22 protein-coding genes and 2 pseudogenes are annotated in these 25,417 nt (G+C 59.5%); 14 read left to right on the forward strand and 10 right to left on the reverse strand.

The features are described 5' to 3' along the window. Positions 1-175 precede the first annotated feature (175 nt). The 8 genes from ACQKPC_RS22320 to ACQKPC_RS22355 are packed head-to-tail and all read left to right on the forward strand — an operon-like array spanning position 176 to position 9,164. The gene (locus ACQKPC_RS22320) at positions 176-1,090 is read left to right on the forward strand and encodes a GDP-mannose 4,6-dehydratase (protein ID WP_427626324.1); all 915 of its coding nucleotides are present in this window, start codon (positions 176-178) and stop codon (positions 1,088-1,090) included. Further along, positions 1,087-2,058 carry a GDP-mannose 4,6-dehydratase gene (gmd, locus tag ACQKPC_RS22325; RefSeq protein WP_030132531.1) on the forward strand — a complete coding sequence of 324 codons (972 nt, stop codon included), beginning with the start codon at positions 1,087-1,089 and terminating at the stop codon, positions 2,056-2,058. Before ACQKPC_RS22320 ends, gmd begins: the two co-directional genes overlap by 4 nt. Before the next feature lie 3 nt (positions 2,059-2,061). Next, positions 2,062-3,504, forward strand: coding sequence for a mannose-1-phosphate guanylyltransferase/mannose-6-phosphate isomerase (locus ACQKPC_RS22330; RefSeq protein WP_427626326.1), 1,443 nt, complete (start codon positions 2,062-2,064; stop codon positions 3,502-3,504). Beyond that, on the forward strand, positions 3,505-4,302 hold the full coding sequence (locus ACQKPC_RS22335) for an ABC transporter permease (protein ID WP_427626328.1): 798 nt from the start codon (positions 3,505-3,507) through the stop codon (positions 4,300-4,302). Beyond that, positions 4,302-5,555 carry an ABC transporter ATP-binding protein gene (locus ACQKPC_RS22340; protein WP_427626330.1) on the forward strand — a complete coding sequence of 418 codons (1,254 nt, stop codon included), beginning with the start codon at positions 4,302-4,304 and terminating at the stop codon, positions 5,553-5,555. The genes ACQKPC_RS22335 and ACQKPC_RS22340 overlap by 1 nt, the downstream gene beginning before the upstream one ends. Beyond that, positions 5,552-6,919, forward strand: coding sequence for a glycosyltransferase family 4 protein (locus ACQKPC_RS22345; protein ID WP_427626332.1), 1,368 nt, complete (start codon positions 5,552-5,554; stop codon positions 6,917-6,919). Before ACQKPC_RS22340 ends, ACQKPC_RS22345 begins: the two co-directional genes overlap by 4 nt. Continuing rightward, positions 6,903-8,033 carry a glycosyltransferase family 4 protein gene (locus ACQKPC_RS22350; protein ID WP_427626334.1) on the forward strand — a complete coding sequence of 377 codons (1,131 nt, stop codon included), beginning with the start codon at positions 6,903-6,905 and terminating at the stop codon, positions 8,031-8,033. Before ACQKPC_RS22345 ends, ACQKPC_RS22350 begins: the two co-directional genes overlap by 17 nt. Continuing rightward, positions 8,034-9,164, forward strand: a complete 1,131-nt coding sequence (locus ACQKPC_RS22355) for a glycosyltransferase family 4 protein (protein WP_401172891.1) — start codon at positions 8,034-8,036, stop codon at positions 9,162-9,164. Between the two features lie 149 nt (positions 9,165-9,313). Here ACQKPC_RS22355 and ACQKPC_RS22360 read toward each other — a convergent pair whose 3' ends face one another. The 4 genes and pseudogenes from ACQKPC_RS22360 to ACQKPC_RS22375 form a co-directional block, all read right to left on the reverse strand. Next, complete coding sequence (locus ACQKPC_RS22360; RefSeq protein WP_427626336.1) at positions 9,314-9,691, reverse strand: DUF6124 family protein; 378 nt, start codon at positions 9,689-9,691, stop codon at positions 9,314-9,316. A 421-nt stretch (positions 9,692-10,112) separates the two neighbouring features. Then, positions 10,113-11,060 (reverse strand): annotated as a pseudogene (locus tag ACQKPC_RS22365) (pyridoxamine 5'-phosphate oxidase family protein); the annotation flags it as partial. A gap of 63 nt (positions 11,061-11,123) precedes the next feature. Continuing rightward, the gene (locus ACQKPC_RS22370) at positions 11,124-11,750 is read right to left on the reverse strand and encodes a glutathione S-transferase family protein (RefSeq protein WP_427626338.1); all 627 of its coding nucleotides are present in this window, start codon (positions 11,748-11,750) and stop codon (positions 11,124-11,126) included. A gap of 130 nt (positions 11,751-11,880) precedes the next feature. Continuing rightward, positions 11,881-12,783 carry a LysR family transcriptional regulator gene (locus ACQKPC_RS22375; protein WP_427626340.1) on the reverse strand — a complete coding sequence of 301 codons (903 nt, stop codon included), beginning with the start codon at positions 12,781-12,783 and terminating at the stop codon, positions 11,881-11,883. A gap of 159 nt (positions 12,784-12,942) precedes the next feature. Between ACQKPC_RS22375 and ACQKPC_RS22380 the strand changes: the two genes are divergently transcribed. The 6 genes from ACQKPC_RS22380 to ACQKPC_RS22405 are packed head-to-tail and all read left to right on the forward strand — an operon-like array spanning position 12,943 to position 18,681. Then, positions 12,943-13,566, forward strand: a complete 624-nt coding sequence (locus tag ACQKPC_RS22380) for a CDP-alcohol phosphatidyltransferase family protein (protein ID WP_427626342.1) — start codon at positions 12,943-12,945, stop codon at positions 13,564-13,566. Positions 13,567-13,605: 39 nt separating this feature from the next. Beyond that, positions 13,606-15,363, forward strand: a complete 1,758-nt coding sequence (locus ACQKPC_RS22385) for a bifunctional alpha/beta hydrolase/class I SAM-dependent methyltransferase (RefSeq protein WP_427626344.1) — start codon at positions 13,606-13,608, stop codon at positions 15,361-15,363. Beyond that, positions 15,360-16,670: a phosphatase PAP2/dual specificity phosphatase family protein gene (locus tag ACQKPC_RS22390; protein WP_427626346.1), complete on the forward strand. Its 1,311-nt coding sequence runs from the start codon at positions 15,360-15,362 to the stop codon at positions 16,668-16,670. Before ACQKPC_RS22385 ends, ACQKPC_RS22390 begins: the two co-directional genes overlap by 4 nt. Then, positions 16,660-17,115, forward strand: a complete 456-nt coding sequence (locus ACQKPC_RS22395; RefSeq protein ID WP_427626348.1) for a hypothetical protein — start codon at positions 16,660-16,662, stop codon at positions 17,113-17,115. The genes ACQKPC_RS22390 and ACQKPC_RS22395 overlap by 11 nt, the downstream gene beginning before the upstream one ends. An 11-nt stretch (positions 17,116-17,126) precedes the next feature. Continuing rightward, a complete protein-coding gene (locus ACQKPC_RS22400) occupies positions 17,127-17,747 on the forward strand; it encodes a lysophospholipid acyltransferase family protein (RefSeq protein ID WP_427626350.1) in 621 nt (206 codons plus the stop codon). Position 17,748: 1 nt separating this feature from the next. After that, the gene (locus tag ACQKPC_RS22405; RefSeq protein WP_427626352.1) at positions 17,749-18,681 is read left to right on the forward strand and encodes a phosphatidate cytidylyltransferase; all 933 of its coding nucleotides are present in this window, start codon (positions 17,749-17,751) and stop codon (positions 18,679-18,681) included. A 71-nt stretch (positions 18,682-18,752) separates the two neighbouring features. Here the strand turns inward: ACQKPC_RS22405 and glmS are convergent, their stop codons facing one another. The 6 genes and pseudogenes from glmS to ACQKPC_RS22435 form a co-directional block, all read right to left on the reverse strand. Further along, a complete protein-coding gene (glmS, locus tag ACQKPC_RS22410; protein WP_427626354.1) occupies positions 18,753-20,585 on the reverse strand; it encodes a glutamine--fructose-6-phosphate transaminase (isomerizing) in 1,833 nt (610 codons plus the stop codon). A 1-nt stretch (position 20,586) separates the two neighbouring features. After that, complete coding sequence (locus ACQKPC_RS22415; protein ID WP_030132550.1) at positions 20,587-21,363, reverse strand: DeoR/GlpR family DNA-binding transcription regulator; 777 nt, start codon at positions 21,361-21,363, stop codon at positions 20,587-20,589. 198 nt (positions 21,364-21,561) lie between these two features. Further along, positions 21,562-22,929, reverse strand: a complete 1,368-nt coding sequence (gene glmU, locus ACQKPC_RS22420) for a bifunctional UDP-N-acetylglucosamine diphosphorylase/glucosamine-1-phosphate N-acetyltransferase GlmU (RefSeq protein WP_427626356.1) — start codon at positions 22,927-22,929, stop codon at positions 21,562-21,564. A gap of 117 nt (positions 22,930-23,046) precedes the next feature. Then, complete coding sequence (locus ACQKPC_RS22425) at positions 23,047-23,472, reverse strand: F0F1 ATP synthase subunit epsilon (RefSeq protein WP_010465460.1); 426 nt, start codon at positions 23,470-23,472, stop codon at positions 23,047-23,049. A 45-nt stretch (positions 23,473-23,517) separates the two neighbouring features. Continuing rightward, the gene (atpD, locus tag ACQKPC_RS22430; protein ID WP_008007883.1) at positions 23,518-24,897 is read right to left on the reverse strand and encodes a F0F1 ATP synthase subunit beta; all 1,380 of its coding nucleotides are present in this window, start codon (positions 24,895-24,897) and stop codon (positions 23,518-23,520) included. A 27-nt stretch (positions 24,898-24,924) separates the two neighbouring features. After that, positions 24,925-25,323, reverse strand: a pseudogene (locus ACQKPC_RS22435) (F0F1 ATP synthase subunit gamma); the annotation flags it as partial. Positions 25,324-25,417 lie beyond the last annotated feature (94 nt).

The following is a 25,417-nucleotide window of genomic DNA, read 5'->3' on the forward strand; positions in this document are numbered from 1 at the left end:
CTGACCGGTCACGGTGAGACCTGTTGAAATTGCTGCGCAATTGGCACAGATTGGCTACCAAACAACTACAACAACGACTTCGCCTGTCTTCCTACGAAGGTTTTTCTTCGGTCTGACAGACTTTCCCTAAAGCCTGCGGGAAATGGCAGAAGTTCAGAATTGAGGGGACCGCTGCTTGAAAAAGCGTCTGTTCGTAACGGGTCTGAGTGGATTCGTAGGACAACACATCCAATCTCGTCTGAAGGCTGATGCCTCGGAATGGGAACTACTGCCTGCCCCTTCCCGTTACGATCTCGTACAGCCAGAAAGCCTTGAAGGCCTGTGGCCGGAGATGCCCGATGCGGTCATTCATCTGGCCGGCCAGACCTTCGTTCCCGAAGCCTTTCGTGATCCGGCACGTACGCTGAATATCAATCTGCTGGGCACCCTTAACCTGCTTCAAGCCCTCAAAGCCCGTGGCTTCGCCGGTACGTTCCTGTACGTCAGCTCCGGTGACGTCTATGGCCAGGTCAATGAAACCGATCTGCCCATCACCGAACGCCAGCCACCCTGCCCGCGCAATCCTTATGCCGTGAGCAAACTGTCGGCGGAGTTCCTGAGCCTGCAATGGGGCCTGAGCGAAGGCTGGCCGGTGCTGGTCGCTCGCCCGTTCAACCACATCGGCACCGGGCAGAAGGACAGCTTCGTCATCGCCAGCGCGGCGCGGCAGATCAGTCGAATCAAGCAAGGCCTGCAAACACCGCAACTGGAAGTCGGTGACATCGACGTCACTCGCGATTTCCTCGATGTGGGCGACGTGGTGTCGGCCTACTTCGCATTGCTGGAAAAAGGCACGTCGGGGCAGGTCTACAACATTTGCTCGGGGCGCGAGCAGAGCATTCGCAGTTTGATCGAACAGCTGGGGGATCTCGCCCAGGTCGATATGCAACTGATTCAGGATCCGGCGCGTCTTCGCCGCGCGGATCAGCGTCGCGTTTGTGGCAGCCATGCCAAGCTTGCCCAGACCACAGGATGGACGCCTGAAATCACAACACAACAATCCTTGCGGGCGATCCTGTCCGACTGGGAGAAGCGAGTACGACAAGAATGACAAAAAGTGCATTGATCACAGGGATCACCGGTCAGGACGGCGCCTATCTGGCCAAGTTGCTGCTCGACAAAGGTTATAAAGTCCATGGCCTGGTGGCGCGGCGCAGCAGCGATTCACGTTGGCGACTGCGCGAGACGGGGATCGAGGGCGATATCGTCTATCTGGATGGCGATATGGCCGATGCCTGCTCGGTGCAGCGCGCCGTAATCAAATCGGCACCGGATGAGGTTTACAACCTGGCGGCGCAAAGCTTTGTCGCCGCCTCCTGGGATCAACCGGTGACCACCGGCATCGTCGACGGCCTGGGCGTGACTCACCTGCTCGAAGCGATCCGTCAGTTCAGTCCGCACACCCGTTTCTATCAAGCGTCCACCAGCGAAATGTTTGGCTTGATTCAGGCCGAGCAGCAGGACGAAAACACGCCGTTTTATCCGCGCAGCCCTTACGGCGTGGCCAAACTCTATGGCCACTGGATCACGGTGAACTATCGCGAAAGCTTCAACCTGCACGCCAGCAGCGGGATCCTGTTCAACCACGAATCACCGCTGCGCGGCATCGAGTTCGTGACCCGTAAAGTCACTGACGCCGCCGCCCGCATCAAACAGGGCAAACAGCAGGAACTGCGCCTGGGCAACATCGACGCGAAACGCGATTGGGGCTTCGCCGGCGACTACGTCGAAGCCATGTGGCTGATGCTGCAACAGGACAAGCCTGACGATTATGTGGTCGCCACCGGCGTGACCACCACCGTGCGCGAAATGTGCCGCATCGCCTTTGATCACATTGGCCTCAACTACCGCGACTACGTGAAGATCGACCCGGCGTTTTTCCGCCCGGCCGAGGTAGAAGTGCTGCTTGGCAACCCGGCCAAGGCCCAGCGCGTACTGGGCTGGAAGCCAAAAACCGATCTGGACACCTTGATTCGCATGATGATGGATGCGGACATGAAACGCGTTGCCAAGGAGTAGGCCATGCTGATTCCTGTGATTCTCTCCGGCGGTGCCGGGACTCGTTTGTGGCCGGTGTCCCGCGAAGGCCATCCCAAGCCGTTCATGAACCTGCCCGACGGTCAGTCGCTGCTGAGCAAGACCTATCGGCGTGCGGCAGGCTTGCTCGATGGCTGGGGCGATATCGTCACGGTGACCAACCGCGACTATTACTTCCAGAGCAAGGATCACTATCAGGATGCGCGCCTGGAGCGCCATCGCGGGCATTTTCTGCTCGAGCCGACGGGCCGCAACACAGCCCCGGCCATCGCGGCGGCAGCCCTTTCGCTACAAGCCCTGCACGGCGACGAAGCGATCATGGTGGTGATGCCCGCCGACCATCTGATTCTCAACGAAGACGCCTTGAAAAGCGCGGTCGAGCACGCCGTGACGCTGGCCAAATCTGGTCATCTGGTAACGTTCGGCGTCGTGCCGACAGCCCCGGAAACCGGCTTCGGCTACATCGAAACCGGTGCCCCGCTGGACGACAAAGGCGCCGCCAAGGTGCAACGCTTCGTCGAGAAACCCGACCTGCAAACCGCCACGCATTATCTGGAGAGCGGCAACTTCCTGTGGAATTCGGGGATGTTCTGCTTCTCGATCGCCACGCTGCTGGCCGAGTTGCACCTTCACGCCCCCGCATTGCTGGAACAGGCTCGGGCCTGCATGGCGGCCAGTGCGCCGGTGGAAACCGGCGGTTGCCTGCAACAGGAACTGTCGCCAACGCACTTCGCCGACATCACCGACATCTCCATCGACTACGCCCTGATGGAGCGCTCCGACAAAGTGGTCGTGGTTCCGGCCAGTTTCGACTGGAGCGACATCGGTTCCTGGGGCGCCGTGGCAGCACTGGTGCCGGCCGATGCGCAGAACAATCGCGCCAGCGGCGAGGCGATCTTCATCGACAGCCACAACAACTTCGTCCAGAGCGAAGACCGGTTGGTCGCCGCAGTGGGTGTGGATAACCTGATCATCATCGACACCGCCGACGCGCTGCTGGTAGCTCACGCCGACCGCGCCCAGGATGTGCGCCGGGTAGCCCGGCAGCTCAAGGACAAAAAACACGAAGCCTATCGCCTGCACCGCACAGTCAGCCGACCTTGGGGCACCTACACCGTGCTCGAGGAAGGTCCGCGCTTCAAGATCAAACGTATCGTGGTCAAACCCGGGGCCAAGTTGTCACTGCAAATGCACCATCACCGCAACGAACACTGGGTCGTGGTCGAAGGCATGGCCAAGGTCACCAACAACGGTTCCGGTTCGCACCTGGTGGCCAAGAACGAATCGACGTTCATTGCCGCCGGGCACAGGCACCGTCTGGAAAACCCCGGCGTGATCGACCTGGTCATCATCGAAGTGCAAAGCGGTGAATACCTGGGGGAGGACGATATCGTTCGCTTCGAAGACCAATACGGCAGGACGGTTTGAATGCTGCTTTCCCTGTATCGCTCGCTGTGGAGCTATCGAGGTTTCATCCTCGGTAGCGTCAAGCGAGAGTTTCAAGCGCGTTATCGTAATTCGCTGTTCGGTGCCCTGTGGACCGTGCTCAACCCGCTGTCGATGATCGTCGTCTACACGGTGATTTTTTCCCACATCATGCGCGCACGCTTGCCGGGTGTGGATGACGGCATGGCCTACAGCATCTACCTCTGCGCCGGGTTGCTGACCTGGGGTCTGTTCTCGGAAATCACCCTGCGCAGCCAGAACATGTTTCTGGAAAACGCCAACCTGCTGAAGAAAATCAGCTTCCCGAGAATCTGTCTGCCGGTGATCGTGCTGTTCAATGCCGGCATCAACTTCGCGATCATCATCGGGCTGTTCCTGGGCTTTCTGCTGATCACCGGGCGCTTGCCGGGCATGGCCCTGCTGGCGTTGCTCCCACTGATCGCGCTGCAAGTGATGTTCTGCGCCGGGCTGGGGATGATCCTCGGTGTGCTGAACGTGTTCTTTCGCGACGTAGGGCAATTCTTCGGTATCTGCCTGCAATTCTGGTTCTGGCTGACCCCGATCGTGTACCCGCTGAGCATCCTGCCCGAGTGGGTCCAGCGGCTGTTGCAACTCAACCCCATGACCAACCTGATCGGCAGCTACCAGAACCTGTTCCTCTACGGCCAATGGCCGGTCTGGAGTTCGCTGCTGCCGGTCTTTGTAATCGGTGTGTTGTTCTGCGTGATCGGGCTGCGACTGTTTCGTCAGCGGGTCGGCGAAATGGTGGATGAACTCTGATGGGACATATACGCGTGACGGGCCTGGGCAAGGCCTACAAGCAATACCCCACGCGCTGGAGCCGACTGGCCGAATGGCTGATCCCGTTTTCGCCGATCCGCCATCGCCAGCACTGGGTGCTGCAAGACGTGGCATTCGAAATCGCTCCCGGTGAAGCGGTGGGCATCGTCGGGGTCAACGGTGCCGGCAAAAGTACCTTGCTGAAGATGATCACCGGCACCACCCAACCCACCTGTGGACAGATCCAGCTCGAAGGCCGCGTCGCCGCCCTGCTGGAACTGGGCATGGGCTTTCACCCGGAGTTCACTGGTCGGCAAAACGCGGTCATGGCCGGGCAATTGCTGGGCATGCAGGTCGAAGAAATCGAAGCCCTGATGCCACAGATCGAACATTTCGCGGAAATCGGCGAAGCCATCGACCACCCGGTGCGCACCTACTCCAGCGGCATGCAGATGCGCCTGGCGTTCAGCGTGGCCACCGCGCGGCGCCCGGATATCCTGATCGTCGACGAAGCGTTGTCGGTGGGCGACGCCTACTTCCAGCACAAAAGCTTCGAACGCATCCGCAGCTTTCGCAGGGCCGGCACCACATTGCTGATCGTGTCCCACGACCGCTCGGCGATTCAGTCGATCTGCGACTCGGCGATTCTCTTGGAGAACGGCCGCATGGCCATGCATGGCAAGCCCGAAGCCGTCATGGACTACTACAACGCCCTGCTCGCCGAGCGCGAAGGCCAGACGGTGCGTCAGGAAATGCTCGCGGACGGCCAGGTGCAAACCGTTTCCGGCACCGGTGAAGCCGGGATCCTCAGCGTGCGCATGCTCGATGAGCGCGAACGTGCCATCGATGCCGCCGAAGTCGGCCAGCCGGTCGTGCTTGAGGTGCAAGTCGAAGTGCGCCAGGACATCGAACGCCTGGTGCTGGGTTTCATGATCAAGGATCGCCTGGGCCAGGCCATGTACGGCATCAATACCCATCGTCAGGACCTCGCCCTCACCGATCTGCGGGCCGGCGAGCGGCTGACCTACCGCTTTGCCTTCGTCATGGGCCTGGGCAAGGGCAACTATTCCGTGGCCCTGAGCCTGTCGCGACTGGACTCGCACCTGGACCGCAATTTCGAGTGGCGCGACTACGGCCTGGTGTTCCATGTGATCAACAACCGACACGAAGACTTCGTCGGCTGCTCGTGGCTGGCGGCGAAAACCACCATCACTCGCGCGGCCGAATCGATTGTTTCGGAGCACACGCCATGACCCGTCTACTGGTGGAGTGCACGTACGTGTTCCAGCACCCCAAGGTCAATTCGGGCATTCAGCGGGTGGTGCGCAACGTCATCAATCAGTTGCCTGAACGCGTCGATGGCGTTGAGTGCATCCCGGTGGTGATGCTCAAGGGCAAGCTCTACCGGGTGTTGAGTCTGGCCCCTTTGGACACACCGCTTTTCAATGGGCTGATGGAGTTCGGTGGGCGCCTGGAGCGATTGGCCCATCGTTTCTGGCAACTGCACCAGCGCCTCGACAAACGCTGCACCTCGCGATGGACCCGGCGCGCGCTGTACGCGGCTTACCGCCTCACGGCGCTGGCGGGTTTCAGCGTACCGCTGCGCCTGATTGATCAGATCAATCAATATCAACTGCCCAAACGTTGCTCGCCGCTGCAGCATCAACCGGGTGATCAACTCGTGTTGCTGGATTCGTCCTGGCACGCCGATTTCTTCCCATTGGCCGAACAACTCAAACGCGAAGGCGTGGGCATTGTCTCGGTCATCTACGACCTGATTCCCCTGACCCACCCGCAGTTCTACGACACGCGACTGGTGCAGATTTTCAACGAGTGGTTCGACTGGATCGCCAAAACCGCCGACGGCTACGTGGCGATTTCCGCCACGGTGCGCGATCAGGTGCGCGATGAATTGCATCGTCGCGTCGGTCCTGCCAAAGCCGACACCTTGTGGTTCGACTACTTTCACCTGGGCTCGGAGCTGGACCTGCGCGAAGAAACCGCCGCTGTCGAAACACGCCTGACCCGGCTGTTCGATACCCCCGAACCAGTGTTCCTGATGGTCAGCACCATCGAGCCGCGCAAGAACCACGACTACTTGCTGGACGCCTTCGAACTCGCCTGGGCCGCAGGCTCCACTGCCCGTCTGTGCATCGCCGGGCGCATTGGATGGAAGTGCGATGCCCTGCTCGCCCGGGTGCGCAATCACCCACTGTTGAACACACGACTGTTCATGTTTAACGACCTGAGCGACACCAGCCTTGAACACGCCTATTCCCACGCCAGTGCGTTGGTGTTTCCGTCCTACGTCGAAGGCTTCGGCCTGCCACTGGTAGAAGCCATGCAGCGCGGTTTACCGGCCATGGGCAGTGACATCCCGGTCTTCCGCGAAATAGGCGGCGAGTTCATGGCGTACTTCGATCTGGCCGAACCACAAAACCTGGCGGATCTGGTTGCCCGATTCGAGAGCAGCAAACAATTCCCGGCCGCCCGCGATGTGGCGGACTGGCGCTGGATTGGCTGGCGTGAAGCCAGTGCGCAACTGGCCGAGCGAACCCTGCGCAACCTTGTGGAAACACCCGTAGTGCAAGAGAGGCAACATGCGAATTGCCCTTAACGCCCGAATTCTCCAGGCCCCGCGCACCGGTATAGGCCATTACGTCGCCGAACTGGTGACTGCCCTGGCCGGTGAGCCCGATGTCGAGTTGTCGCTGTTCCATGGCTGGGGCTGGAGTTCTTCGCTACCCGATGCCGCCATGCCGGGCTACTCGCGACTGACGCCGTTGCTGCGGCAGATACCGGGGGCGTATCAGGCTCGACGCTGGCTGGCGCAGAAACGCTTTGATCAAGGCCGCGCCCAGGCGATCGACCTTTATCACGAACCCAGTTTGTGGCCGTTGTCGTTCGACGGCCCGACGGTCATCACCCTGCATGACCTGACACACCTGCACTATCCCGAGACACAACCCCCGGCACGCCTGCGAGAAATCGAGAGGCGACTGGCCGATGGCGTGCAACAGGCGCAGCTGATTCTCACCGACTCGCAGTACATTGCCGACGAGGCTCAAGCCTGGTTCGCACTGCCGGCCGAGCGTTTTGTAGTTGCCCCGCTGGGCGTGGCTGCACGTTTCCACCCACGCGAGCCCGAGGCCATCGATGCGATGCTCAAGGCCCACGGGGTCGAGATGCGGGATTATTTTCTCTGCGTCGGCACGCTGGAACCACGCAAGAACCTGACCCTGGCCCTGCGCGCCCACGCCCAACTTCCGGAGGTATTGCGTCAGCGCTTTCCGTTGTTGATCGTGGGCATGGCCGGCTGGCAACGCGAACAATTCAGCGATGAGCTGCGCCAGGCATTGGCCAATGGTCATGTGTGTTTGCTCGGTTATCTGCCCGACGAGCAGGTCGCGCAGCTGTTGGCAGGCGCCCGGGCGCTGATTTTCCCGTCGCGCTATGAAGGCTTCGGCCTACCGGTGCTGGAGGCCATGGCCAGCGGCACGCCGGTCATCCTGACCCGACGTTCGGCCATGCCCGAAGTCGCAGGCGTTGCGGGCAACTATATTGAACCTGACGATCCAGACGGCTTGCGCGATGCCATGCGCCGGCTGATCGACGATCAAACACATTGGCAGGCATGCCGAAAAGCCGGATTGCAGCAGGCAAGGCTATTTTCCTGGGAGCGCTGCGCGAAGATCACCGCCCGCGCCTACCGCCAGGCTATGGGAGGTTGAATGCGAGTTCTTCATTTTTTCAAGACGTACCTGCCTGACTCGGTCGGCGGGATCGAACAAGTCATCTTCCAGTTATGTGAAAGCGGCGCCCAGCATGGCATTGAAAGTCAGGTGTTGACCCTCAGTGCCGATCCGACACCGCCGGTGGTGCAACTCGGGCAGCACGAAGTCCATCGGGCCAAACTCGACATTCAGTTCGCTTCCACAGGCTTTTCTTACAGCGTCTTCAAGCAATTTCGCGAAATGGCCGCTGAGGCGGATGTGGTCAATTACCACTTCCCGTGGCCGTTCATGGATCTGGTGCATTTCTTCAGCGCCATGAACAAACCCAGCGTAGTGACCTACCACTCGGACATCATTCGTCAGAAGCACCTGCTCAAACTTTATCGGCCTTTGATGAACCGCTTCCTCGCCAGCGCTGACCGAATCGTCGCCGCCTCCCCCAACTATCTGCACACCAGTGAAGTGTTGCAGCAGTTTCAGGACAAGACCCGCGTCATCCCCTATGGCTTGAACAAGGCCGGTTATCCACAGGCCGATAACGAACGCATGGACCATTGGCGGCAAAAGCTTGGGGATAAGTTTTTCCTGTTTGTGGGCGTGATGCGCTATTACAAAGGCCTGCACATTCTGCTCGACGCCTTGAAAGACGTGGATTACCCGGTGGTGATTGTTGGCGCCGGGCCGCTGGAAGCCAAACTGCACGCCCAGGCCACAGCGTTGGGTTTGCGCAATATTCACTTTCTGGGGCGTCTTGGCGACGAAGACAAAGTCGCGCTCCTGCAACTGAGTTACGCGATCGTATTTCCTTCGCACCTGCGCTCCGAAGCGTTCGGCATCTCGCTGCTCGAAGGTGCGATGTACGGCAAACCGATGATCTCCAGCGAAATCGGCACCGGCACCAGCTACATCAACATCCACAACGAAACCGGGCTGGTGGTACCGCCGAGTCATCCACAAGCGTTCCGTGAAGCCATGCGCACACTCTGGGAAAACCCGACGCTTGCAGCCGAAATGGGCGTGAAGGCAGAGGCGCGTTATCGGCAGTTGTTCACGGCGGAAGAAATGGGTCGCAAGTGGACGACGTTGTACGAAGAACTACTGGAAGAAAAATCCCTGTCCTACGCCTAAACCTGCGGGACCGGGCTTTTGTGGTGAGGGGGCTTGCCCCCGTTTGAGTGCGCAGCACTCACAAGATCTTTGGTATATCAGAGATTTTGGGGCTACTTCGTAGCCCAACGGGGGCAAGCCCCCTCGCCACAGATCGCTTCTACAGGGGGTCAGCTGTGTGGCGCAGGTTTTGGTACGGCAACGTTATCCAGCATCCGGTTCACCGCCAGTTCTGCCAGCATGACGATCTGTTGAATCGCCATCGCCGTATACCGATGCGGCCCTTCCAGATACCCCGCAAAATCACTCGCCATCACACTGGCCTGGGCCAACGATTCGCAGGTGTGGGCCAACAGGTCTTCGTCTTTGATATCCGGCGCAACGATAAACATCGTGCTCGGCTTGCGGGCCACGGGGGATTTGAGGGCTGAGGGGTTGAGGTAGTGATCGAGCGCGCGGTTAGCGGCTTCGTTGAGTTTTTTGGAATCGAGGGATTCGTAGGGGGAAACGTCGTCGGTTTCAGGGGGATTTGGTGTTGCTTTGAACATGGTGAAACTTCATTCGAGGACTGGAGCTCGCCAACACTGCGACCAAGCAGAAGGGTGGCGAACCGTACGCGGGTTGGTCGACCAGGGAATGGAACCCGGCAGGGCCTAAGCCCTCCCACGCACAGCTCGCCATGAAGCAAGCATAAAAGTGCGCCATTCTAAACCTGGGCGACCAAACCCGATCACTGAATTTGCAGCGACCTTCAAAGCCTATCCACCCCATTTCCGACCGACAACCGTCAAAACTTGTCGGAAACATCCCCAAAAATCACTCGGTCTGTAGGACGACCACGATCAAATGTGGGAGCGAGCCTGCTCGCGATGGCGGCGTGTCAGTCGACCTCAATGCTGAATGTGAGAAAGTCTTCGCGGGCAAGCCTCGCTCCTACAGTGGATTTTCTGGGTTACAGCTCCGGCTTGGGCTTTGCAAGCGCGCATTCGCCTGCGCCCAGGTCCCGGTCAGCAAACTGGTGGGTGACACGCCGTCAAAGCGCCAGCGCAAGGCCAGCGTCGCGGGCCGTCGCACCACGCGCTCCACCTCGAATGTCCACAACCGCTCGGCCCCTTGAAAGGCTTCGACCTGCGGGCCTTCGAGGATGATTTGCGTGCGACCGCTGAGGTGCAGCAAGTCACCCGAATCGAAATCGATGAACAGCAAACCGGCTCGAGGATTGATTAGCAGGTTGCCCAACGTATTGAAGAAAAGGTTGCCGGCGAAGTCCGGGATGGTCAGGCGATTGCCCTCTACCTGGACGAAACCGGCCTGGCCACCCCGGTGAGAAACGTCCACCGAGCGTTGGCCATCGACGTCCACATAACTGGCGACAAAGAAGGTATCAGCGCCGGCGATCATGGCTTTGGCCGCGTCATCCAGCCCGTTGAGGTGCTGCGCGACACGGGTCGCCGGATCCGCCAAGGGCACCGAGCGAAATTGGCGCAATTGAATGTATTTCGGGCAATTGCCGAAAGATTGCTGCACCGTCACCTCGAAGCCGCTCGCTGTCACAGCGCCAACTCGGCCATTGAGACGGTTGCGACGTCGCGTGTGCAGCTCAATACCGAGCAGACCGATCGCCGCTCCCTCTTGCAATTGCGCAGGGTCGTCGTGGGCAGGCAGGCTGCCAAACTGCAACAGCGCAGGCTCTGGAGAATGGGCAAAACCTGGCGCCCCTTCCAGAATGCTGGCCCAAGGGTTGCCGTCAGCATCCACCGCGCCGTACAGCATGAACGGCAGTTGCTTATAGAAGGTGCGGTGCTGATCCGGCATCTCGCTGCGAATCACCCTACGACCTAACTCCTCCATTCGCTCGGCGACACCCACGTGAGCCTGCAACTGTGTCTCGCCTGCGTGCCAAGGTGAACGTTCCATAACGACTTCTCCCCTGCGCTCATCGCGCAACAAGAACAGCCCGACTGAGGCGGGCTGTGAACATCAGGCAGTTTTTTGCAAACCGGCGACGGTGCGTGGCATGCCGACAAACCCTGGCAAGGCTTCAATCCGCGCCAGCCAGGCGCGGATGTTGGCGTAGTCGTCCAGCGACACATTGCCTTCCGGTGCATGGGCGATGTAGCTGTACGCGGCGATGTCAGCGATGGTCGGCTCGCTCCCGACCAGATAGGGCGTTGCGCCCAGTTCCTGATCGGTCACTTTGAGCCAGGTGTGGGCATAAGCGATCACCTCTTGCGCGTTGTAAGGCGCACCAAACACAGTGATCAGCCTTGCCCTGCCAGGGCCAAAGGCAATCGGCCCGGCGGCGACCGACAACCAGCGCTGAACCTTGGCCGCACCGACCGGGTCGGTTGGCAGCCAGCGACCGTTGCCGTATTTCAGCGCAAGGTAGACCAGAATCGCATTGGAATCAGCCAGCACCACGCCTTGATCATCAATCACCGGCACCTGCCCAAACGGGTTGAGCGCCAGAAAATCCGCTTGCTTGTGGGCGCCCTTGGCCAAATCGACGAAGATCAGCTCGGTCGGCAGTTGCAACAAAGACAGCATCAGCTCTACACGGTGAGCATGGCCAGAGCGGGGGAAGTTGTAGAGTTTGATTGCTTGCATGGTCGACTCCGCTGGGTGGTGGCGCCGTCCAGGAAGATCAGCGCCGATAGGGGGCCATCTTCCATCCGCAACCAAAACAACAGAATAACCAGCAAACGCAATCCATTATTTCAGCCAGTGCAATAACCCTTCAGCCATGCAGGGCCGGGTGTTCACGCAGTACGTTCACCGCGAAGTCCACAAAACTACGGACCCGCACCGGGGCTTTGCGCCCACCCTGGTAGACCACATGAATGGGCAATGGCGGCAGTTCGAAGTCAGCCAGAACGATTTCCAGCTCACCGACGGCGACCTTGCTCGCCACTTGATACGACAGCACTCGGGTCAGTCCCAGCCCCATGGCGGCGGCCGTGATAGCTGCCTGATTGGCGGTGACCACAAGGCGCGGTTCCAGACGAATGCTGATCGGCTCTCCCGCATCAATGAACGGCCAGCTTCTGTGCTGACCGATGGACGATGTGGCGATGATCGGGGCTGTGCTCAAATCTGCAGGATGCCGGGGCCGACCATGGTCAGTCAGGAATCCAGGGGACGCGCAGATCACCCGCCGCACTTCGCCGACGCGAATTGCATGTTGATTGCTGTCAGGCAACTCACCGATGCGCACAGCCACATCGATGCCCTCCTCGACCATGCTCACCACCCGGTCGACCAGTAGAGCGTTGATGCTGACTTCAGGAAATTGAGACAAGTAACCGACCATGACCGGCGTAACGAACAAATCACCGAACAACACCGGCGCCGTGATCGTCAGTTGCCCACGGGGTTGGGCGTGGCTCCCGGCCGCCGAATCCTCCGCTTCCTGCACCTCGGTGAGAATTCTCCGACAATCCTCCAGATAACGCTGACCCGCCTCGCTCAAATGCACGCTGCGGGTGGTACGTGTCAGCAATTGGGTGCCAATGCGCTTCTCCAGTGCTGCCACGGCGCGGGTGACACTGGCCGCCGACATCCCCAAACGCCGCGCCGCCGCCGAGAAGCCTTGTTCCTGGGCGACGGTGGCGAAGACTTGCATTTCCTGGAAGCGGTCCATGGGTGAACTCCTGAGCACTGAAAAACGCGAGGCCGACAGTTCCCGATTGGACCTGGATATCGCTGGAAGAGGATGAGCCGTGCAGTTTTACTGGCATTCTGATTATTGTGACGTATAACCCTGAACGTTCACGCTTTCAATTGCTGAGACCGTATCCAGATGCCCTCCATCTACCAACTTAAACCTGCCTTCCAGAATCTGTTGCGACCGCTGGTTCAGCGATTGTTCGATAACGGCACCACCGCCAATCAAATCACCGTGCTGGCCGGCGTCATTTCGGTCGTGACGGGCGTCGCGATTGCCTGTTTCGCCAATCACCTGTGGGTATTTCTGCTAATTCCCGTGTGGATGATCCTGCGGATGGCGCTGAACGCCATCGACGGCATGCTGGCCCGGGAATTCGGCCAGCAGTCGCGCCTCGGCGCCTACCTTAATGAACTGTGCGATATCGTTGCCGACAGCGCGCTGATCCTGCCTTTTGCCCTGATTCCCGACGTGAGTGTGTTGATTGTGCTGTTGGTCACGCTGCTGGCATTGTTCAGCGAGTACAGTGGCGTCCTCGGGCCAATGATCGGCGCGTCGCGGCGTTATGACGGCCCGATGGGCAAGAGCGATCGCGCGTTTGTACTGGGTGTCTTGGCCACCGGCATTGCCATCGGCTGGATCAGCGCGTTGTGGATTAATGTTGTGTTTGCGGTGGTCGCCGTCCTGCTGGCTTACACCTTGGTCAACCGGGTCCGTCTGGGCCTGAAAGAAGTGCAGGAAAACGCCCCCTCGGCATAAGGCCTCAGCGTAAGGCTCCCCAAGCATAAGGAAAGTGCAATGCGTGAAACTCAGAATCAGACCTTCACTACCCACGACGGCGTCGAGTTGTTCTACCGTCATTGGCCGGCCACGGCTCGTAATCCGGGTGAGCCGCGCAAGGCTGTGCTGCTGTTTCATCGCGGCCATGAACACTCGGGGCGTATCGCCCACCTGGTGGATGAACTGGACCTGCCAGCGTTCGACTTCTTTGCCTGGGACGCCCGCGGCCATGGTCAGTCGCCGGGTGCTCGCGGCGACAGCCCGAGTTTCGCCACCAGCGTGCGTGACGTGCAGACCTTTTGCGATCACCTGAACGCGACCCATCAGATCGACGAAGAGAACATGGCCGTGATCGCCCAGAGCGTCGGCGCGGTGATTGCCTCGACCTGGGTCCACGACTATGCGCCGCGCATCCGCTCGCTGGTGCTCGCGTCGCCCGCATTCAAGGTCAAGCTCTACGTCCCTTTCGCCCGTCCGGGCCTGGCGCTGATGCGCAAGTTTCGTGGCAACTTTTTCGTCAACAGCTACGTCAAGGCCAAGTTCCTCAGTCACGACCCGGAACGCGTCGCCTCCTACGACAGCGATCCGCTGATCACCAAGGCGATTTCGGTGAATGTGCTGCTCGGCTTGTATGAAGCCGCCGACCGTGTGGTGGCCGATGCGCAGGCGATTCAAGTGCCGACCCAACTGCTGATTTCCGGCTCGGATTTTGTGGTCCATCGCAAACCCCAGGAACAGTTTTTCGAACGCCTGGGCAGCCTGAAAAAGGAAAAACACATTCTCCCAGGCTTCTTCCACGACACGCTTGGGGAACGTGATCGCGCCGTGGCCGTCGCCAGCGCCAAACGCTTTATCCTGCAAAACTTTGAATACCCGCTGGACCGGGCCTCGTTGCTCGATGCCGACAAGATCGGCCTGACCTGCGCCGAATCCGAATCCCTCGCCGCCCCGCTGCCGCACAACTCGTTGCGTGACCTGTACTGGCGCATGACCCGCGCCAGCATGCGCTTGGGCAGCCGGCTGTCTGACGGGGTGAAGCTGGGCTTCGACACCGGTTTCGACTCCGGCAGCACCCTGGACTACGTGTACCGCAACCAGCCCACCGGCAAGGGCGGGCTTGGGCGGATGATTGATCAGAACTACCTGAATTCCATCGGCTGGCGCGGCATTCGCCAGCGCAAACTCAACGTCGAAGAGTTGCTGCGCCTGACCATGGCCAAGCTGCGCGAAGAAGGCCGACCGGTGCGCATCGTCGACATCGCCGCCGGTCACGGCCGCTACATTCTCGAAGCCTTGCAAGGCGTCAGCCCGCTACCGGAATCGATACTGTTGCGCGATTACAGCGACATCAATGTACGTGACGGTGGTGCGCTGATTCGCGATAAGGGCCTTGGAGACATCGCGCAGTTCGTGAAAGGCGACGCGTTCGACCGCGCCGACCTGGCGGCACTGGACCCAAAGCCGACACTGGCGGTGGTGTCCGGGTTGTATGAACTGTTTGCCGACAATGCACTGGTCGGCGGCTCTCTGGCGGGCCTGGCCGAGGCCGTGGAGCCCGGTGGCTATCTGGTCTACACCGGTCAACCCTGGCACCCGCAGCTGGAACTGATCGCCCGCGCCCTCACCAGTCACCGTCAAGGCCAGGCGTGGGTGATGCGTCGGCGCAGCCAGGCGGAAATGGATCAACTGGTGGAAGCAGCGGGTTTTCGTAAAATCACCCAGCGAGTGGATGAATGGGGGATCTTCACCGTGTCCCTCGCGCAACGGGTGCAATGATGGGGGCAGCCCCGAGAGAGCCGGGTTTGCTGAAGCCCGCCGTGCTCTGGTTGCTGGTGTTGGCACCGCTGTTTTTCGCCAGCTACGGCTTTGCCACGTGGGTCACGGCCCAGCGCAGCGATGTCGCCACCTTCGTTTTCGATTGGGAAACCGCCATGCCCTTCTGGGCCTGGACCATCGTCCCCTACTGGACGATAGATCTGCTGTACGGTTTTTCGCTGCTGCTGCCCAATAGTCGCCATGAACTCAAGCGCCACGCCTTGCGCCTGCTGAGTGCTCAAGTGATCTCTATCAGTTGTTTCCTGTTATGGCCGCTGCGCTTCACCTTTGAACGGCCTGAACTGGACGGGATATTCGGCTGGTTGTTCGCGGTGCTGGCCGGGTTCGACAAGCCGTTCAATCAGGCGCCATCGCTGCACATCGCCCTGCTGGTGATTTTGTGGGTGATGTACCAACGGCACTCTCAAGGGCTGTGGCGCTGGCTGGTGCACGGCTGGTTCGCATTGATCGGGATTTCGGTGCTGACCACTTATCAACATCACTTTATCGACTTACCCACAGGCGCCCTCGCCGGCTGGCTGTGCGTGTGGTTGTGGCCACTGGATCGGCCCAGCCCCTTGAGTAGCCTGCGGTTGGCCAAGGACCCGAAACGCTGGCGCCTGGCCCTGCGTTATGGCGTCGGCGCGGCGATATTCGCCATTCCAGCCTTTGGCCTGGGCGGCGGATGGCTGTGGCTAATCTGGCCCGCCGTGGCATTGCTGTTGGTGGCGCTCAACTACACGCTGCTGGACGCCGCCGGGTTTCAGAAACGCGCTGACGGCCGCCTTAGCCCGGCCGCCCGTTGGTTATTTGCGCCTTACGTAGCAGCGGCGTGGATCAACTCACGGCTTTGGACCCACAAACATCCACAGCCCAATGAGGTTGTGGATAACGTTTGGCTCGGCAGGCTTCCCGACGCTGATCAGTTGGCGCCGTTCAAAGCTGTGGTTGATCTATGCGCTGAGCTGCCGCTCAACCCGAGAGGCCGCGCCTATCAAAACGTTCCGATACTCGACCTGACCACACCCAGCGCTGAGCAATGTCTCGCCGCCGCTCAGGCCATTGAACATCTGCGCCAGCAAGGTCCCTTGCTGGTCTGCTGCGCTTTGGGCTATTCACGCAGCGCCACCGCTATCGCGGCCTGGTTGCTGCACAGCGGTCGAGTGGCCACTGTCGATGCCGCCGTGGCGATGATCCAGGCCGCGCGCCCGCAAGTGGTACTGCATCCGGCCCATCGCCAAGCCCTGGAGAGCGCCTATGCCGATTGATTTGGAACTGCACGTGGTCGCCAGCCTGCTGCGCCGGGGCCGCACCCTCGACCAGTTATCCACAGGGCTGACCTTGCTGGGTGTGCTGTTCGGCCTGCTGCAACTGCTGCTGATCACCCCGACTACGCCGTTCTTGATCCTCAGCGCCTGGCTGATCATCCTCGGGTTATGGCAAAAATACTGGGCGCTGCGCGTGGCCTTCGACGCTGACCTGTTTACCCTGATGGCCCGCGACGCTGACGCTTTGTCAGACCGCACTCAAGCCCTCGATCAGGCCCTGCAAAACCTCGGCCTGCAACCGGCCAACCGTGCCGGCCGGCCCTGGACCGAACGTCAGCGCGGGGGGCTTAAACTGCTGCGCAAACAGGCTGTCCTGCTGGCCGCCCAAGTGCTGTCACCCTTGGCTGTCATTCTGGCCAGTCCTTGGCTGCCCTACACTGGATAAGGAAATCGTTAATGTTCGAACCTGTGGTCGCCTTCCTCATCACCTCCATGGCCCGAACCGTTACTGGCGCCCGCAGCCTGTGGATGGGTTGCGCGCCGGATCCCGTGCAGCGCATTTATTTTGCCAATCACAGCAGCCACGGCGATTTCGTGCTGCTCTGGGCCTCGCTCCCTTCCACCCTGCGCAAACTTACGCGGCCGGTGGCTGGCAGCGACTACTGGAACAAGAGCGCCTTACGCCGTTACATCATCAGCCGGGTGTTCAACGGCGTGCTGATCGACCGCGAGCGCAAGAACCCTGTGGATAACCCGTTGCAGCCCATGCTCGACGCCCTGGAGAAGGGTGATTCGTTAATCATCTTTCCCGAAGGCACGCGCAATCTGGAAGAGGGTTTGCTGCCGTTCAAAAGCGGCCTGTATCACTTGGCAAAACGTTACCCACAGGCCCAGGTGATTCCGGTGTGGATCGCCAACCTCAACCGAGTCATGCCCAAGGGCCGAGTGCTGCCACTGCCGCTGTTGTGTACCACCAGTTTCGGCGCGCCCCTGCAACTGACCGAAGGCGAGAGTAAAGAGCAGTTCCTTTCACGCAGCCGCGACGCACTGCTGGCCCTCGCCCCGGAGCATTCCTGACATGGATAGACAAACCCTGATGCTGTTCGGCGGGATCGGCATGATCCTGGTGCTGGCTTCACTGATTGGCCTGATCCTCAAACTGCGCACCCGGGGCACGCCCAATGCAGTCATCGAGAACCTCAACGCCCGCATCAACGCCTGGTGGGTGATGGTGGTGGTGATCGGCGTCGCTTTTTGGCTGGGCACCGGCGCGGTGATCCTGCTGTTTTACGCAGTATCGTTCTATGCGCTACGCGAATTCCTCACCCTTACGCCCACCCGACGCAGCGACTACCCGGCGCTGGTGGCAGCGTTTTACCTGGCATTGCCGCTGCAATATCTGCTGATCTATTCCGATTGGTACGGACTGTTCTCGATCTTTATTCCGGTGTACGTGTTTTTGCTGCTGCCGATCCTTGCGTCTCTCGGCGGCGACAGCACGCACTTCCTCGAGCGAGCGTCGAAAGTCCAATGGGGCTTGATGATCGCGGTGTTCTGCGTGTCGTTCGTCCCCGCCCTGCTGACACTGGACATCGTCGGTTATGAAGGCCGAAACCTGCTGCTGATCGCGTATCTGGTGATCGTGGTGCAGCTGTCGGACGTGCTGCAGTACGTTTGCGGCAAGTTGTTCGGTAAACACAAAATCGCGCCCACTCTGTCGCCGTCGAAAACCGTTGAAGGCTTTGTCGGCGGCGTTCTGTTGTCCTCGCTGATTGGCGCAGCCTTGTGGTGGACTACGCCGTTCAGCCCGTGGCAGTCGTTCTTGATTGCGCTGCTGATCAACCTGCTGGGGTTTGCCGGCGGCATCGTGATGTCGGCAATCAAGCGTGATCGAGGCGTGAAGGATTGGGGACACATGATCGAAGGCCACGGCGGGATGCTGGATCGACTGGATTCAGTGTGTTTTGCGGCACCGATCTTCTTTCATCTTGTGCGGTATTGGTGGACTTGAAATAGCTGACCCTCAAAAAAAAAGACCGCAGCCAAAGCTGCGGTCTTTTCATTTCATGGCTTGTGGATAACTTATTCCACAGTCACCGACTTCGCCAGGTTACGCGGCTGGTCAACGTCAGTGCCTTTCAATACGGCCACATAGTACGAAAGCAGCTGCAGCGGAATGGTGTAGAGGATCGGCGACAAGATGTCATGGATGTGCGGCATATGGACGACATGAGTGCCTTCGCCATTGGTCATGCCGGCCTGTTCGTCGGCGAAGACGATCAGTTCACCGCCACGGGCGCGGACTTCCTGGAGGTTGGATTTCAACTTCTCCAGCAGTTCGTTGTTCGGCGCCACAGTGACGACGGGCATGTCGTTATCCACAAGTGCCAACGGGCCATGTTTCAGTTCGCCCGCCGGGTAGGCTTCTGCGTGGATGTAAGAGATTTCCTTGAGCTTGAGGGCCCCTTCCATCGCCACCGGGAATTGCGCGCCGCGACCGAGGAACAGTGTGTGGTTCTTCTCGGCGAACAGCTCGGCGATTTTCTCCACAGTGCTGTCCATGGCCAGGGCTTCGCCCAAACGGGTCGGCAGGCGACGCAGTTCTTCGACCAGTGTGGCTTCGACACCTTCGGCCAACGTACCGCGAACCTGACCCAGAGACAGGGTCAGCAACAGCAGGCCAACCAGTTGAGTGGTGAAGGCTTTGGTCGAGGCCACGCCGATTTCGCGACCGGCCTGAGTCAGCAGCGTCAGGTCCGATTCACGCACCAGGGAGCTGATGCCGACGTTGCAGATTGCCAGGCTGGCGAGAAAACCGAGCTCCTTGGCATTGCGCAGCGCGGCCAAGGTGTCGGCGGTTTCACCTGACTGGGAGATGCTCACGAACAGAGTGTCGGGCTGCACCACTACCTTGCGATAGCGGAATTCGCTGGCGACTTCGACCTGGCATGGGATGCCAGCCAGTTCTTCGAGCCAGTAACGGGCAACCATGCCGGCGTGATAGCTGGTGCCGCAGGCGACGATCTGTACATTGCGCACCTTGGCGAACAGCTCGGCCGCTTGGGGACCGAATGCCTCGACCAGCACCTGGTTCTGACTCAGGCGACCTTCGAGGGTGCGCTGTACTACGACCGGTTGCTCGTGAATTTCCTTGAGCATGTAATGGCGGAATTCGCCCTTGTCAGCCGCTTCGGCCCCGTCACGGTACTGAACGCTTTCACGCTCGACGAGTGCGCCGTTGATGTCCCAGATCTGCACGCTGTCGCGGCGAATTTCGGCGATATCGCCTTCTTCCAGGTACATGAAACGGTCAGTGACCTGACGTAGCGCCAATTGGTCCGAAGCCAGGAAATTCTCCCCCATACCCAGACCGATCACCAATGGGCTGCCACTGCGGGCCGCCACCAGGCGATCCGGTTGCCGGGCACTGATCACCGCCAGACCGTAAGCACCGTGCAGTTCTTTGACAGTCGCTTTCAAAGCCGCAGCCAGGTCGGGCTGCTCATTGAGTTTTTCGTTCAGCAAATGCGCGATGACTTCAGTGTCAGTGTCCGACGTGAACACGTGGCCCAGCGCCTTGAGTTGCTCGCGCAGGGCTTCATGGTTCTCGATGATGCCGTTGTGCACCACCGCCAGATCGCCCGAAAAATGCGGGTGTGCGTTGCGTTCGCACGGCGCGCCGTGGGTCGCCCAGCGGGTGTGGGCAATGCCCAGACGGCCGACCAGAGGCTCTTCGATCAGCGCCTGCTCCAGTTCGCTGACCTTGCCCGGACGACGTGTGCGCAAGAGTTTTTCATCGTTGGTGTACACCGCCACACCGGCGCTGTCATAACCACGGTATTCCAGACGCTTGAGGCCTTCGAGCAGGATGGCGGTAACGTTACGTTCTGCGACTGCACCGACAATTCCACACATGCTAGTTCTCCTGACTGACGGCGGCGCAAATCAAATTAATGCCGCGGGCCTGAATCTGATCGCGTGCCGCAAGTGGCAGACGATCATCGGTAATGAGGGTATGGACGCTGCTCCATGGCAGCTCCAGATTGGGAATTTTTCGGCCGATCTTGTCGGCCTCGACCATCACGATCACTTCGCGTGCAACCTCCGCCATGACACGGCTCAAGCCCAGCAATTCATTGAAGGTGGTGGTCCCGCGTACCAGATCGATGCCATCGGCACCGATAAATAGCTGATCAAAGTCATATGAGCGTAGTACTTGCTCGGCCACCTGACCCTGGAAGGACTCGGAATGCGGGTCCCAGGTCCCGCCGGTCATCAACAGCACCGGCTCATGCTCGAGTTCGCTCAAAGCGTTGGCGACATGCAGGGAGTTGGTCATCACCACCAGACCCGGTTGCTGACCGAGTTCCGGGATCATCGCGGCGGTGGTGCTGCCGCTGTCGATGATGATTCGCGCATGCTCGCGGATCCGCGTGACGGCGGCGCGGGCAATCGCCTGCTTGTATTTCGAAACCGGTTGGCCGAGGTCGGCGACCAGTTCCTGAGGCATGGTGACCGCCCCGCCATAACGACGCAGCAACAGACCGTTGCTTTCGAGCGCCGCCAAGTCCTTGCGAATCGTAACTTCCGAGGTTTCGAAGCGCTTGGCCAACTCGTCCACACTGACTTCTCCCTGCTCATTAAGCAAGGCGAGGATGTTGTGGCGGCGTTGTGGTGTGTTGCGCTTCGACATGACTGGTAAGTTTCGATTCGAAAGATAACGTAAGCAATCAAAACCTATTAGCGAAACTTCGTCAAGTCAGCGTCAGAAAAAAGATGTGTGGATAACCCATAAAAAAGATCGCAGCCTTCGGAAGCTCCTACAGGATGAACACGTATTCCTTGTAGGAGCTGCCGAAGGCTGCGATCTTTTGATCTTGCTGTGGATAACTCAGCTCTTCTTGATCTTCTCCGGCCGCTTCCAGCCATCGATGTTCTTCTGCCGAGCCCGACCCACAGCCAACTGGGCCTTATCCACATTCTGGGTAATGGTCGAACCGGCCGCCGTCGTCGCACCCGCTGAGATATCCACAGGCGCCACCAACGAGTTGTTGGAACCGATGAATACATCTTCGCCCAACACGGTTTTCCACTTGTTGGCGCCATCGTAGTTACAGGTGATGGTGCCTGCGCCGATGTTGGTACGCGCACCGATCTCGGCATCGCCCAGATACGTCAAGTGACCGGCCTTGGCGCCCTCGCCCATATGGGCGTTCTTCAGCTCAACGAAGTTACCCACATGCGCGCGAGCTTCCAGCACCGTGCCGGGACGCAAACGAGCGAACGGGCCGGCATCGCTGCCTTCGCCGAGTATTGCGCCTTCGATATGGCTGTTGGCTTTGATCTGCACGCCTTTGCGCAGGGTGCTGTCCTTGATCACGCAGTTCGGGCCAATCACCACGTCGTCCTCGATGACCACTTTGCCTTCGAGGATTACGTTGATATCGATCAGTACATCCCGACCGACGGTGACCTCACCACGTACATCGAAACGTGCCGGGTCGCGCAGGGTCACGCCCTGAGCCATCAAACGACGAGCGGCGCGCAGCTGATAGTGACGCTCAAGCTCGGCCAGTTGCTTGCGATCGTTGGCGCCCTGCACTTCCATAGCGTCATGGGGGTGTTCGGTAGCCACCACCAGACCATCACTGACCGCCATGGCGATCACGTCGGTCAGGTAGTACTCGCCTTGGGCATTATTGTTGGACAGCCGGCTCATCCAGTCGCCCAAGCGCTCAAAAGGAACTGCCAGGATGCCTGTATTACCTTCAGTAATGGCGCGTTCGGCGTCGTTGGCGTCTTTCTGCTCGACGATGGCGGTAACCTTGCCGGCGGCATCGCGGACGATGCGGCCGTAACCCGTCGGGTCATCCAGCTCGACAGTCAACAGGCCCAATTGCTGCGGTGCAGCCAGCTTGAGCAACCGTTGCAGGGTTTCGACTTCGATCAAGGGTACGTCGCCGTAAAGAATCAGCACCGTATCGGACTCGATGAACGGCACAGCCTGGGCCACCGCATGTCCGGTACCCAGCTGTTGATCCTGCAGGACGAAATTCAGGTCATCGGCCGCCAGACGCTCGCGCACCGCTTCGGCACCATGTCCGATCACCACATGGATGCGTTGTGGAGCTAGTTGCCGAGCCGTGTGGATAACATGGCCAAGCATTGAGTTACCGGCAACAGGATGCAGGACTTTAGGCAAGGCCGAACGCATGCGCGTGCCTTGGCCGGCAGCGAGGATAACAATTTCAAGAGACATGACAGGCTACTAATCCTGGGGGGTCAGCGGCTGCGACCGGGTGATGAAAGTCGGAAAAGAAAAAAGGGTAGCCGAGGCTACCCTTTTTAATCAATCGCGCAATAAGTCGATGGCCTATTAGTGGCCGAACTTCTTGCGGATCTGCTGGACGGTGCGCAGCTGAGCTGCAGCCTCGGCCAGACGTGCGGCAGCAGAACCGTAATCGAATTCCGCGCCTCGCTCATGCAAGGCCTTCTCGGCAGCCTTAACGGCTTCCTGAGCGGAGGCTTCGTCCAGGTCGGCAGCACGTTGCACGGTGTCGGCAAGAACCTTGACCATGTTCGGCTGAACCTCGAGGAAACCGCCGGAGATGTAATACACCTCCTCTTCCCCGCCCTGCTTGATCAAGCGGATAGGACCCGGCTTGAGATTAGTGATCAGCGGCGCGTGACCCAAGGCGATACCAAGATCACCCAGTGCACCGTGCGCAACCACCATCTCGACCAGGCCGGAAAAGATTTCCCCTTCCGCGCTGACGATATCGCAATGGACTGTCATAGCCATCTGATTGCCTCAACCTAAATTAGCGCCCGTTACCGGGCGCCGGGATTACAGTTTCTTGGCTTTCTCGATCGCTTCTTCGATGCCGCCGACCATGTAGAACGCTTGTTCTGGCAGGTGGTCGTAGTCACCGTTGAGGATGCCTTTGAAGCCAGCAATGGTGTCTTTCAGGGAAACGTATTTACCCGATGCACCGGTGAAGACTTCAGCCACGAAGAACGGCTGCGACAAGAAACGCTGGATCTTACGAGCACGGTTTACCAACTGCTTGTCGGCTTCCGACAGCTCGTCCATACCCAGGATCGCAATGATGTCCTTCAGTTCTTTGTAACGCTGCAGAACATACTGTACGCCGCGAGCGGTGTCGTAGTGGTCCTGGCCGATTACGTTCGGGTCCAGCTGGCGCGAAGTCGAGTCGAGTGGATCGACCGCCGGGTAGATACCCAGGGAAGCGATGTCACGGGACAGAACGACGGTGGCGTCCAAGTGGGCGAAGGTGGTCGCTGGCGACGGGTCAGTCAAGTCATCCGCCGGTACGTATACCGCCTGGATCGAGGTGATCGAACCGTTTTTGGTCGAAGTGATACGCTCTTGCAGAGTACCCATCTCTTCGGCCAGGGTCGGCTGGTAACCTACTGCGGAAGGCATACGGCCCAGCAGTGCGGATACTTCAGTACCGGCCAGGGTGTAACGATAGATGTTGTCGACGAACAGCAGAACGTCGTTACCTTCGTCACGGAACTTCTCGGCCATGGTCAGGCCGGTCAATGCTACGCGCAGACGGTTACCCGGCGGCTCGTTCATCTGACCGTAAACCAGTGCCACTTTGTCCAGAACGTTGGAATCCTTCATCTCGTGGTAGAAGTCGTTACCCTCACGAGTACGCTCACCCACACCGGCGAACACGGAATAACCGCTGTGCTCGATGGCGATGTTACGGATCAGTTCCATCATGTTTACGGTTTTGCCTACACCGGCACCACCGAACAGACCGACTTTACCACCCTTGGCGAACGGGCAAACCAGGTCGATAACCTTGATGCCGGTTTCCAGCAGGTCGTTGCCGCCCGCTTGTTCAGCGAAGGTTGGCGCAGGACGGTGAATGCCCCAGCGCTCTTCGGTGTCGATCGGGCCAGCTTCGTCGATCGGGTTACCCAGAACGTCCATGATCCGGCCCAGGGTCGCTTTACCGACTGGTACGGAGATGGCTGCGCCAGAGTCATTGACTTCCAGACCGCGCTTCAAGCCCTCGGTGGAACCCATCGCAATGGTACGAACCACGCCGTCGCCCAGCTGTTGCTGAACTTCCAGGGTGGTTTCGGCCGCGCTCACTACTTTCAGCGCGTTGTAGATGCTCGGTACGCTGTCGCGTGGAAATTCCACGTCGATAACGGCGCCGATGATTTGAACGATACGTCCGCTACTCATAGCTGGATCCTCTGAATATTTGAACCGTTAAACCGCGGCAGCGCCGCCGACGATTTCCGAGATCTCTTGGGTGATCGCAGCCTGACGCGCCTTGTTGTAGACCAGCTGCAAATCGCTGATCAAATCACCGGCGTTGTCGGTAGCGTTCTTCATCGCGATCATCCGCGCAGCTTGTTCAGCCGCGTTGTTCTCGACCACCGCCTGGTAGACCTGCGACTCCACGTAACGGACCATCAAGCCGTCAAGCAGCTCTTTGGCGTCCGGTTCGTACAGATAATCCCAGTGGTGCTTGAGTTCTTGATCCGGGGTTGCCACCAGTGGAATCAACTGCTCCACGGTAGGCGATTGCGTCATGGTGTTGATGAACTTGTTGGATACCACGGACAGGCGGTCAATACGGCCGTCCAGGTAGGCATCCAGCATCACCACACAACACCGCTGGGGCCGACAATCTCGTCATCCTCGGCATAGGCTGGTACACCCTTGCTGGTGCGTCGCGCAACAGTGGGCAATGACACCC

The sequence above is a fragment of the Pseudomonas sp. NPDC089918 genome, assembly GCF_050280605.1.
GTDB lineage: Bacteria > Pseudomonadota > Gammaproteobacteria > Pseudomonadales > Pseudomonadaceae > Aquipseudomonas.

Coding starts and splice junctions, on each gene's coding strand:
- ACQKPC_RS22400 (WP_427626350.1), top strand. CDS start 17,127: ATGTTCGAACCTGTGGTCGCCTTCCTCATCACCTCCATGGCCCGAACC.
- ACQKPC_RS22340 (WP_427626330.1), top strand. CDS start 4,302: ATGGGACATATACGCGTGACGGGCCTGGGCAAGGCCTACAAGCAATAC.
- ACQKPC_RS22335 (WP_427626328.1), top strand. CDS start 3,505: ATGCTGCTTTCCCTGTATCGCTCGCTGTGGAGCTATCGAGGTTTCATC.
- ACQKPC_RS22405 (WP_427626352.1), top strand. CDS start 17,749: ATGGATAGACAAACCCTGATGCTGTTCGGCGGGATCGGCATGATCCTG.
- glmU (WP_427626356.1), bottom strand. CDS start 22,929: ATGTCTCTTGAAATTGTTATCCTCGCTGCCGGCCAAGGCACGCGCATG.
- ACQKPC_RS22385 (WP_427626344.1), top strand. CDS start 13,606: ATGCGTGAAACTCAGAATCAGACCTTCACTACCCACGACGGCGTCGAG.
- ACQKPC_RS22345 (WP_427626332.1), top strand. CDS start 5,552: ATGACCCGTCTACTGGTGGAGTGCACGTACGTGTTCCAGCACCCCAAG.
- ACQKPC_RS22390 (WP_427626346.1), top strand. CDS start 15,360: ATGATGGGGGCAGCCCCGAGAGAGCCGGGTTTGCTGAAGCCCGCCGTG.
- ACQKPC_RS22370 (WP_427626338.1), bottom strand. CDS start 11,750: ATGCAAGCAATCAAACTCTACAACTTCCCCCGCTCTGGCCATGCTCAC.
- glmS (WP_427626354.1), bottom strand. CDS start 20,585: ATGTGTGGAATTGTCGGTGCAGTCGCAGAACGTAACGTTACCGCCATC.
- atpD (WP_008007883.1), bottom strand. CDS start 24,897: ATGAGTAGCGGACGTATCGTTCAAATCATCGGCGCCGTTATCGACGTG.
- ACQKPC_RS22415 (WP_030132550.1), bottom strand. CDS start 21,363: ATGTCGAAGCGCAACACACCACAACGCCGCCACAACATCCTCGCCTTG.
- ACQKPC_RS22425 (WP_010465460.1), bottom strand. CDS start 23,472: ATGGCTATGACAGTCCATTGCGATATCGTCAGCGCGGAAGGGGAAATC.
- ACQKPC_RS22350 (WP_427626334.1), top strand. CDS start 6,903: ATGCGAATTGCCCTTAACGCCCGAATTCTCCAGGCCCCGCGCACCGGT.
- ACQKPC_RS22330 (WP_427626326.1), top strand. CDS start 2,062: ATGCTGATTCCTGTGATTCTCTCCGGCGGTGCCGGGACTCGTTTGTGG.
- ACQKPC_RS22395 (WP_427626348.1), top strand. CDS start 16,660: ATGCCGATTGATTTGGAACTGCACGTGGTCGCCAGCCTGCTGCGCCGG.
- ACQKPC_RS22380 (WP_427626342.1), top strand. CDS start 12,943: ATGCCCTCCATCTACCAACTTAAACCTGCCTTCCAGAATCTGTTGCGA.
- ACQKPC_RS22355 (WP_401172891.1), top strand. CDS start 8,034: ATGCGAGTTCTTCATTTTTTCAAGACGTACCTGCCTGACTCGGTCGGC.
- ACQKPC_RS22375 (WP_427626340.1), bottom strand. CDS start 12,783: ATGGACCGCTTCCAGGAAATGCAAGTCTTCGCCACCGTCGCCCAGGAA.
- gmd (WP_030132531.1), top strand. CDS start 1,087: ATGACAAAAAGTGCATTGATCACAGGGATCACCGGTCAGGACGGCGCC.
- ACQKPC_RS22360 (WP_427626336.1), bottom strand. CDS start 9,691: ATGTTCAAAGCAACACCAAATCCCCCTGAAACCGACGACGTTTCCCCC.